The sequence below is a fragment of the Aquitalea sp. genome, from assembly GCF_030150775.1.
Lineage (GTDB): Bacteria > Pseudomonadota > Gammaproteobacteria > Burkholderiales > Chromobacteriaceae > Aquitalea > Aquitalea denitrificans.
Map to the genome: position 1 here is coordinate 1 of NZ_JASLFG010000058.1, position 9657 is coordinate 9657.

A 9657-nucleotide genomic window follows, 5' to 3' on the forward strand; every position below is an offset into this window, starting at 1 on the left:
CTGACCTCAGTCAGCCATACACCCCGCGTAGCCAGCGCTGGTAGATGGCATCCGCCTGGGCATGGCTTTGCACCATGCCCGCCTCCAATGAAGCGGCAATCTCATCGACCGACATCACACTGGGCAGGTCGTGGCCATCGATTTCCTGATAACCCACTTGCAGCCACTGACGAATCATTTCCACCTTCACTTCACAATGAAACTGCATGCCTAGATGCTTGCCAGCATAGAGATAGGCCTGATTGCAACAGTAGGTACTGCTGGCCAGCAAGCTGGCCCCCTCTGGCAGTGCAAAAGTATCGCTGTGCCACTGGAACACCCGTGGGGCATGCCTATCACCAAACCACTCCCCAGCCACTCCGGCCGAACTGGCCCGCAGGTCGACCCAGCCTATTTCCGGAATATCCGCCTTGTACACATGGGCACCCAAAGCCAGCGCCAGCAACTGACCACCCAGGCAGTGACAGATAACTGGCACATCCTCCGCTACTGCAGCACGCAGAAAATCGACTTCAGGCAGAATCCAGTCATGATCGGCTACATCATGCACACTCATCGGTCCGCCAAAACTGGCGACTCCGGCATAGGCGCTGACGTCATCCGGTAGTACATCACCGTCATAGACCCTGAAAATGCACGAGGGGATGGCATGCTGATTCAGATAATCAAGAAAATATTCAGGACCATCCAGCGCAAGGTGCTGAATGATGACAATCGGCTTCATGTAGCTTCCTCTGCATTGTTCCGGTAATCATCGACAACAAATGATCACAAAAATAATGAATAGGAAAATATAGAGGATAATCCGCCTGTAGCGGAATATATTTGATCAAAAAAGAAATGGATATAGAAGAGGATACGTAACTACATAAACTACAGGCAATAAAAAACCCTTCTCCGTGCACCAGAGAAGGGCTCTTCGACGTTACCGAAAAACAAGCTTACTTCAGCTTGGTTTCCTTGTAGATAACGTGTTTACGGGCAACGGGATCAAATTTTTTGATCTCCATTTTTTCCGGCATCGTGCGCTTGTTCTTCGTAGTAGTGTAGAAGTGGCCAGTGCCGGCGGTGGATTCAAGCTTGATTTTATCGCGCATTGTATTACCTATCTGTCGCTATCTAGAGGACCGCTTAGATCTCGCCGCGAGCGCGCAGATCAGCCAGCACTACATCGATACCAACTTTATCGATAGTACGCAGTGCAGCGTTGGATACGCGCAGGCGCACCCAGCGGTTTTCGCTTTCTACCCAGAACTTGCGGTACTGCAAGTTCGGCAGGAAACGACGTTTCGTCTTGTTGTTGGCGTGGGAAACATTGTTCCCGGTCATCGGACGTTTGCCGGTGACTTTGCAAACACGCGCCATGTTAACACTCCCAAAACCGGTAAAAGCTGGCTTTATACCATGAAAAAAGCCAGCGATTCAAGCATGATGCGCACTTTCCGGGGAAAGCACGATCTCGTAGATGAAACAGTCGGGGCGGATTGTAACGGAATTACCACAAACTGGCGAGCACAAGCTGATATCCAACCGCAGAAGTGTTGCATTCATTGTTACAACAAGCAGTGCCATAGCGGTTCAAATCCAAGCGATTTCAGGTTAAAATCCCGGATTCCCATAGAGCCGTAATTCCATGACCAAGTATATCTTCGTAACCGGCGGTGTGGTGTCTTCCCTGGGGAAGGGCATTGCCGCTGCGTCCATTGCTGCCATTCTTGAGTCGCGCGGGCTGAAAGTCACCATGCTGAAGCTCGACCCGTACATCAATGTCGACCCGGGTACCATGAGCCCCTTCCAGCACGGTGAAGTATTCGTGACGGAAGACGGTGCCGAAACCGACCTCGACCTTGGCCACTATGAGCGCTTCATCAAATCCAAGATGAAGAAGAGCAACAATTTCACCACTGGTCAGGTTTACGAATCCGTCATCACCAAGGAGCGCCGTGGCGACTACCTGGGTGGTACCGTGCAGGTCATCCCGCACATCACCGACGAAATCAAGCACAAGGTGCATGAAGGCGCGGGCGATGCCGACGTGGCCATCGTCGAAATCGGCGGCACCGTGGGTGACATCGAATCCCTGCCCTTCCTGGAAGCCATTCGCCAGCTGCGCTCCAACCTGGGCCGCAAGAACACCATGTACGTGCATCTGTCCTACGTACCGTTCATTGCCACCGCAGGCGAAATCAAGACCAAGCCGACCCAGCACTCGGTAAAAGAGCTGCGTGAAATCGGCATCCAGCCGGACATCCTGCTCTGCCGTATGGACCGCGAACTGCCGGCCGACGAGAAGCGCAAGATCGCCCTGTTCTGTAATGTCGAAGAAAACGCCGTCATCGGCTGCTACGATTCGGACTCCATCTACAAAGTCCCGGCGATGCTGCACGAACAAGGCATTGACGACATCATCACCGAACACATGCAGCTGGACATCCCGCCGGCAGACTTGTCGGTATGGGCGGGCATCATCGACGCCATCGAGCATCCGGAACAAACTGTCAACATCGCCATGGTCGGCAAGTATGTTGACCTGACCGAATCCTACAAGTCGCTGTCCGAAGCCCTGAAACACGCCGGCATCCACACCCGCTCCGACGTCAACATCATCTACGTCGATTCCGAAGACATCGAGCGTGACGGTGCCGAATCGCTGAAGGACATGGATGCCATCCTGGTTCCGGGTGGCTTTGGCAAACGCGGTGTGGAAGGCAAGATCAAGGCGGTGAAGTTTGCCCGTGAGAACAATATCCCTTACATGGGTATCTGTCTGGGCATGCAGATTGCGCTGATCGAATATGCGCGTGATGTTGCCGGTCTTGCCGGTGCCAACTCCACCGAGTTCGATCTGGATACCGATTACCCGGTTGTTGCCCTGATCGACGAGTGGGTCAACCATGACGGCAAGATCGAAAAGCGTGACGAAAACTCCAACCTGGGCGGCACCATGCGTCTGGGCGGTCAGCACTGTGATCTGGTGGAAGGCTCGCTGGCAGCACGTGTGTATGGCTCCACCGACATCGTCGAGCGCCATCGTCACCGTTACGAAGTGAACAACTACTACGTACAGCGCCTGGAAGCTGCCGGCCTGACCATTTCCGGCCGCTCCGCCGGTCATGAAAAGCTGGTGGAAACCATCGAGCTGAAAGACCACCGCTGGTTCTTCGCTTGCCAGTTCCACCCGGAGTTCACCTCTACCCCGCGCGATGGCCACCCGCTGTTCAAGGCCTATGTGCAGGCAGCCATCGACTACAAGGCTGAAAAGCAAGGGAAATAAGCATGAAACTGTGCGGATTCGAAGTCGGCCTGAACCAGCCCCTGTTCCTGATCGCAGGCCCCTGCGTCATCGAAAGCGAGCAGATGGCACTGGATACTGCCGGTCAGCTGAAGGAAATCACCAGCGAACTGGGCATCAACTTCATCTACAAGTCGAGCTACGACAAGGCCAACCGGTCCTCCGGTACCTCCTTCCGTGGCTTTGGCATTGATGAAGGCCTGCGCATTCTGGACGAAGTGAAACGCCAGATCGGCGTTCCGGTCTTGACCGATGTGCACGCCAAGAGTGAAATCGCCCAGGTTGCCAGCGTGGTGGACGTACTGCAGACCCCGGCCTTCCTGTGCCGTCAGACTGACTTCATCCGTGCCGTTGCCCAGTGCGGCAAGCCGGTGAACATCAAGAAGGGGCAGTTCCTGGCCCCGGGTGATATGAAGAATGTCATCGACAAGGCGCGCGCTGCCGCCAAGGAAGCCGGCCTGCCGGAAGACAGCTTCATGAGCTGCGAACGCGGCGTATCGTTCGGCTACAACAATCTGGTATCCGACATGCGCTCGCTGATGATCATGCGCGAAACCGGCTGCCCGGTGGTTTACGATGCCACCCACTCGGTACAGCTGCCTGGCGGACAGGGTAGCTCCTCCGGTGGCCAGCGCGAATTCGTGCCGGTACTGGCCCGCGCAGCCGTAGCAGCCGGTATTGCCGGCATCTTCATGGAAACCCATCCCAATCCGGCCTGCGCGATGTCGGACGGCCCGAATGCCTGGCCGCTGGGCCGCATGAAAGAGCTGCTGGCCACACTGCAACAGCTGGACAGCCTTGTGAAGCAAAGTGCCTGGCCGGAACACTCGCTGTAATACGTTTTCGCTCTATCTGTGGTAACAAGTTTTCTGCGGCCAGCCACCTTTCAAAGAGGGCTGGCCGGCAATGATACGGTTAACCAAGCAAAGCAATTGAAGGGGACAAGTATGAGTTCGATCATTGACGTAGTAGCCCGCGAGATTCTCGACTCCCGCGGCAATCCGACCGTTGAAGCCGATGTCCTGCTGGAATCCGGCGTGATGGGCCGCGCCGCCGTACCGAGCGGTGCCTCCACCGGCGAAAAGGAAGCGCTGGAACTGCGTGACGGCGACAAGAGCCGCTACCTGGGCAAGGGCGTGCTGAAGGCCGTTGAAAACATCAATACCGAAATCTGCGAAGCCATCATCGGCCTCGACGCCGCAGACCAGGCCTTCATCGACAAGACCCTGATCGAACTGGACGGCACCGAAACCAAATCTCGTCTGGGTGCCAACGCCATGCTGGCCGTATCCATGGCCGTAGCCCGCGCTGCTGCCGAAGATGCCGGCCTGCCGCTGTACCGCTACCTGGGTGGTGCCGGCCCGATGGCACTGCCGCTGCCGATGATGAACGTGATCAATGGTGGTGCACACGCCAATAACACCCTGGACATCCAGGAATTCATGATCATGCCGGTGGGTGCGCAAACCTTCCGCGAAGCGCTGCGCTGTGGTGCTGAAGTATTCCACACCCTGAAAAAGCTGTGCGACAGCAAGGGCTACGCTACCACCGTGGGTGACGAAGGCGGCTTTGCCCCCAACCTGGCCAGCCACGAAGACGCCATCAAGCTGATTCTGGAAGCCATCGACGCTGCCGGTTATGTTGCTGGCCAGGATGTGATGCTGGCACTGGACTGCGCCTCCTCCGAGTTCTACAAGGATGGCAAGTACCACCTGACCGCTGAAGGCCTGCAACTGACTTCCGAGCAGTTTGCCGACTACCTGGAAACCCTGGTCAACAACTATCCGATCATCTCCATCGAAGATGGCATGAGCGAACACGACTGGGACGGCTGGAAAATCCTGACCGACCGCTTGGGCAAACGCATCCAGCTGGTGGGCGACGACGTATTCGTCACCAACCCGAAAATCCTGGCCAAGGGCATCGAAGCCGGCATCTGCAACTCGCTGCTGGTGAAGGTAAACCAGATCGGCACCCTGTCGGAAACCCTGAAAGCGGTTGACCTGGCCAAGCGCTCCAGCTATACCAGCGTCATGAGCCATCGTTCCGGCGAAACCGAAGACAGCACCATCGCAGACCTGGCAGTTGCCACCAACTGCATGCAGATCAAGACCGGCTCACTGTCCCGCTCCGACCGCATGGCCAAGTACAACCAGCTGCTGCGTATCGAAGAAGAACTGGGTGATGCTGCCTGGTTCCCGGGCCGTGCTGCCTTCTACCACCTGAAGTAAGCTGAACCCATGCGCTGGCTGACCCTGACTCTGGTAACCCTGCTGATCGCCTTGCAATGGCCCTTGTGGTTTGGCAAGGGGAGCTGGCTCAGGGTCTGGCAGCTGGACAAGCAACTGCAGGAACAGCGGGCCGTCACGCAAAAGCTGATAGCCCGCAATGCAGCCCTGGATGCAGAAGTACGTGATCTGAAGCAAGGAACCGACGCAATTGAAGAGAGAGCGCGTAACGAACTTGGTATGATCCGCAATGGTGAGGTATTTTTTCAATTACTGGATCCGGCGACTGCGACAAAACATTGACTAAGCCAGTCCACAATCTCGCCCTCCTGAACTAAGAATAACTATGGCTGGCTATAAAACTTCCAGGGTTTGGTCAATGACAACACAGAATCCGATTGAGGTTGCACGCGAAACGCTCAAACAACTGAGTCTGCGCAAACTGCTGCCAACGCCGGAAAATTTCGAGCGCGTCTACCACGAGCTCACACAGACACCGATCGAGCGTGACAACAAACTGGGAACCCAGCTGTTACGGGCGCTGGAAACCATTCCGGCAGAATCCCCGCAAAGCAAGTCCCTGTTGCTGCGCATCAAACAGGCTACGGAAGAATCCCGCTGGGAACAACTTCCTCAACTGGCTATCGATTTTCTGCGACTGGCACTCACAGAAACCAATCTGGCCCAGACATGGGGCAGCCTGATCCAGAATCTGATCCGCAGCTGGGATTTACGCCTGCCAGACCTGCCGCAGCATCACAAACAGGCCGCACTGGAACGGGTGCTGATCAACTACGGCAATCAACCGGAAGAGCTCAACCTCAAGCTTTCCGCGCTGGTGCGCAACTGGAGCGCCCCCGCCAGCCAGCGGGAAACCATCGACTTGGCAGACGATGCGATATCTGCCGGCCCTGGCAATACTGCGGCGCCAGCCATCTCTAGCCAGGACAATAGCTGGCCGCTGTGGCAGCGCACCCTGGCCTTTGCCCTCAAGCACGGCCTGGAGCCGCGTCTTATCAGCATGCCAGACATGGTCGAGTCACTGGAAGCCTTGATCCGCGAACTCGAGCAGGTCTGCGACGATGCCAGCCTGAATGTCTACATGCCCAAGCTGCGCGGCTTCATGATCAAGCTGGAACTGCAAACCCAGCAGGAAGGCCGTCTGGTATCCGGCCTGACCAATCTGCTGCGCCTGCTGCTGGACAATGTGGCCGAGATCAACCGCTCGGATGACTATCTGGTAGGCCAGGTGCACTCGCTACAGGAAGTCCTGTCACACCAGCCGCTGTCCATGCAGCAGGTTTACCAGCTGGAAACCAGCCTCAAGGAGGTCATCCGCAAGCAAGGCATGCTCAAGAGCACGCTGGATGAAGCCACCAGCTCGCTGCGCACCCTGCTTGACCGTTTCATCTCGCGTCTGGCACAGATGACGGACACGACGGATGATTTTCACAGCAAGATCAGCAAACACAGCGAAAAGCTGAAGAACACCAGCAATGTGGAAGAACTTGGCGGCATTATCGGTGCCCTGATGGAAGACACCTCGCTGATGCAGCTGGATCTGACTCGCTCCCGCGATGAGCTGCTGTCCGCACGCGAACAGGTGGAAGCCGCCGAACAGCGTATTTCCGAGTTGGAAAACGCGCTGGAAGCCGCCAGTGCCAAGGTAAAAGAAGACCAGCTGACCGGCGCTTACAACCGCCGCGGCCTGGCAGAGCACTTCCAACGTGAAATCAGCCGGGCCGAACGCACCAACAGCGACCTGAGCGTAGCCCTGATCGACGTCGACAACTTCAAGCAACTTAATGACCGTTACGGCCACTTGACCGGCGACGATGCACTGAAATACCTGGTGGATGTCATCAAGCACAATCTGCGCCCTGCCGACATCGTGGCACGCTTTGGCGGTGAAGAGTTTGTGCTGCTGATGCCGGACACGCCGGTTGATGAAGCCATCGAAACCGTACAACGCCTGCAACGCGAGCTGACACGCACCTTCTTCCTGGCCAATAACGATAGGTTGGTAATCACCTTCAGTGCCGGCATTGCCAAATGGCACCTGGGCGAACAGGACATCGAAGTCATCGAACGAGCCGATCAGGCCATGTATCAGGCCAAAATCAGCGGCAAGAACCGCGTAGTTTCCGCCGAAGCCGAACGGATGATCTGAACGCAATCGCCAGACAATAAAAAACCGGGGATATCCCCGGTTTTTTCATACCTCACCACCCTTGCTCATCCCCTTGCCCGCCTCAGCCCGCTGGCGGCGCACTGCTTTCGGATCTGCCTGCAAAGGACGGTAGATCTCTACCCGATCTCCCGCGCGCAATACCGTCTCCGGTTTGATCGCCTTGCTAAAGATGCCCAGCTTAAGACTGTTGCAGTCAATCATGGAAAACTGCGCCAGAATGCCGGACAGCAGTACGGCCTGCTGCGCTGTAGTCCCTGCATCCACCTGCAGCGCAATGATGCGCTGGCGCTGGGGCAAAGCACAGGCTACCTCGACATGAATCCGTTCAGTCATCGCCATACACCTTGTCGGCGTACTTGATGAAGGCATCTACCAGCGTACCGGAAATATGACCAAATACCGGGCCAATCACTTTTTCCAGCAACTTGCTGGAAAACTCGTAGCGCAGGCTGAACTCCACCTTACAGCCGAAATCACCCAGCGGGGTAAACTGCCACAAGCCCTGCAAATGCTGGAAAGGTCCTTCTACCAGCTCCATCAGGATGCCCTCTCCATCACGCAAGGTATTGCGCGTGGTGAAATGCTGGCGGATCTTCAGATAATCGATATGCAGGCTGGCCACCTGCTGATCGCCCTCACGTGAATGCTCTTCCGCCTTGGCACACCAAGGGAGAAAACGCGGGTAATTTTCCACCTTTTCCACCAAGGCAAACATCTGTGCCGGGGTATGGGCAACCAGGACTTTCTTTTCGACAAGCTGCATGGGAAAACCGCACACTGTGCAAAATGGTTCAAGCCCGGCAGTTTACCAAAAGCCATCCGGCCTGTCCGGCTTCTACCCGCATGCAAATTACAAGCCGCTGATTTTCAGGAATTTTGGCCTGGGCGCAGCTTCTGGTAGAATAGCCGATTCCCATTCAAAGCCACGGAAACCTCAGGCGCATGAGCATCATCCAGAACCGCAAAGCCTTCCATGACTATTTCATCGAGGAAGAACTCGAGGCCGGGCTTGTGCTGGAAGGGTGGGAGGTCAAAGCCATCCGTGCCGGACGCATCCAGCTGAAAGAAAGCTATATCGACTGGAAAAATGGTGCGTTCTGGCTGATAGGCTGCCATATCACCGCCCTGCAATCGGCGTCCACCCACGTCAAGCCGGACCCGGTCCGCCCGCGCAAGCTGTTGATGTCCCAATCAGAGATGAACCGCTTCATCGGCAAGGTGGAACGTGCCGGCTACACCATGATGGCGCTGGACCTGCATTACAGCAAAGGCAATATCAAGGCCCAGGTAGGCCTGGCCAAAGGCAAGAAGCTGCACGACAAGCGCGACACGGAAAAAGACCGCGAATGGCAGCGTGAAAAACAACGCTTCATGAAAAACCAGCGAGGTGGCGCATGAAGAAAAGTGCCGCACTGCCCATCGCACTGATTTGCCTGGGCGCGGTATGGTTTCTCAAAAGCACCGCCCTGCTGCCCAACACCAGCACCATGCTGGCGCTGTTGTTGATCATTGCCGGTGTCCTGCTGGGACTGTTTGACGGCCTGAACAAATCCACCCTGGTCAGTTGCCCGCTGCTGATTTATGCCGGAGCCGCCATCTACCTGCGCGACAATATGGGACTACACTTGAGTCATCTGTTGTCGCTGGGCATGGTACTGGCCGGCCTATTGATGTTGCTGTCGCGTAGCGACCGAATTCCGGAGCGCAGCGCACGCTGGCGCTCCCTGCCGGATCAGCAAGACCTGCGCTGAAACGGCAAACCATTTACTCATTGAACGACAGGCCCACGGGCCAACGGAACCTACCAAGGACAGGCATGGACAAGATCCTCATTCTCGACTTCGGCTCTCAAGTTACCCAGTTGATTGCCCGCCGCGTACGCGAAGCTCACGTCTACTGTGAGCTTCATTCGTTTGACATGCCGATTGAAGAAATCCGTGCATTCG

At 56.2% G+C, this 9657-nt stretch carries 12 protein-coding genes; 7 read left to right on the plus strand and 5 right to left on the minus strand.

Annotation, left to right across the window (positions count from 1 at the left end; genetic code table 11):
* Window positions 1-10: 10 nt before the first annotated feature.
* The 3 genes from QVF59_RS19930 to rpmB form a co-directional block, all read right to left on the minus strand.
* On the minus strand, window positions 11-724 hold the full coding sequence (locus QVF59_RS19930; protein ID WP_287882189.1) for a type 1 glutamine amidotransferase: 714 nt from the start codon (window positions 722-724) through the stop codon (window positions 11-13).
* A 217-nt stretch (window positions 725-941) separates the two neighbouring features.
* Window positions 942-1097 (minus strand): 50S ribosomal protein L33, encoded by a 156-nt coding sequence (gene rpmG, locus QVF59_RS19935; protein WP_028453358.1) that lies wholly within the window; start codon window positions 1095-1097, stop codon window positions 942-944.
* A gap of 34 nt (window positions 1098-1131) precedes the next feature.
* A complete protein-coding gene (gene rpmB / locus QVF59_RS19940) occupies window positions 1132-1365 on the minus strand; it encodes a 50S ribosomal protein L28 (protein WP_011137003.1) in 234 nt (77 codons plus the stop codon).
* 268 nt (window positions 1366-1633) lie between these two features.
* Here rpmB and pyrG point away from each other — a divergent pair, with 268 nt between their 5' ends.
* The 5 genes from pyrG to QVF59_RS19965 all read left to right on the plus strand — a co-directional run bounded on the left by pyrG (window position 1634) and on the right by QVF59_RS19965 (window position 7690).
* Window positions 1634-3274: a CTP synthase gene (gene pyrG / locus QVF59_RS19945; RefSeq protein WP_287882210.1), complete on the plus strand. Its 1641-nt coding sequence runs from the start codon at window positions 1634-1636 to the stop codon at window positions 3272-3274.
* 2 nt (window positions 3275-3276) lie between these two features.
* Window positions 3277-4128 carry a 3-deoxy-8-phosphooctulonate synthase gene (kdsA, locus tag QVF59_RS19950; protein WP_287882212.1) on the plus strand — a complete coding sequence of 284 codons (852 nt, stop codon included), beginning with the start codon at window positions 3277-3279 and terminating at the stop codon, window positions 4126-4128.
* Between the two features lie 111 nt (window positions 4129-4239).
* The gene (gene eno / locus QVF59_RS19955; RefSeq protein ID WP_159875301.1) at window positions 4240-5523 is read left to right on the plus strand and encodes a phosphopyruvate hydratase; all 1284 of its coding nucleotides are present in this window, start codon (window positions 4240-4242) and stop codon (window positions 5521-5523) included.
* A gap of 9 nt (window positions 5524-5532) precedes the next feature.
* Window positions 5533-5823, plus strand: a complete 291-nt coding sequence (ftsB, locus tag QVF59_RS19960; protein WP_045847413.1) for a cell division protein FtsB — start codon at window positions 5533-5535, stop codon at window positions 5821-5823.
* 76 nt (window positions 5824-5899) lie between these two features.
* On the plus strand, window positions 5900-7690 hold the full coding sequence (locus QVF59_RS19965; protein WP_287882215.1) for a GGDEF domain-containing protein: 1791 nt from the start codon (window positions 5900-5902) through the stop codon (window positions 7688-7690).
* Window positions 7691-7735: 45 nt separating this feature from the next.
* Here QVF59_RS19965 and QVF59_RS19970 read toward each other — a convergent pair whose 3' ends face one another.
* Together QVF59_RS19970 and QVF59_RS19975 are read right to left on the minus strand one after the other, a co-directional pair.
* Window positions 7736-8044 (minus strand): RnfH family protein, encoded by a 309-nt coding sequence (locus tag QVF59_RS19970; protein ID WP_159875299.1) that lies wholly within the window; start codon window positions 8042-8044, stop codon window positions 7736-7738.
* A complete protein-coding gene (locus QVF59_RS19975; protein ID WP_287882217.1) occupies window positions 8037-8474 on the minus strand; it encodes a type II toxin-antitoxin system RatA family toxin in 438 nt (145 codons plus the stop codon). The genes QVF59_RS19970 and QVF59_RS19975 overlap by 8 nt, the downstream gene beginning before the upstream one ends.
* A gap of 179 nt (window positions 8475-8653) precedes the next feature.
* Between QVF59_RS19975 and smpB the strand changes: the two genes are divergently transcribed.
* On the plus strand, window positions 8654-9109 hold the full coding sequence (gene smpB, locus QVF59_RS19980) for an SsrA-binding protein SmpB (RefSeq protein ID WP_159875297.1): 456 nt from the start codon (window positions 8654-8656) through the stop codon (window positions 9107-9109).
* Window positions 9106-9462, plus strand: a complete 357-nt coding sequence (locus QVF59_RS19985) for a LiaF transmembrane domain-containing protein (protein ID WP_287882223.1) — start codon at window positions 9106-9108, stop codon at window positions 9460-9462. The genes smpB and QVF59_RS19985 overlap by 4 nt, the downstream gene beginning before the upstream one ends.
* The last annotated feature ends 195 nt before the right edge of the window (window positions 9463-9657 follow it).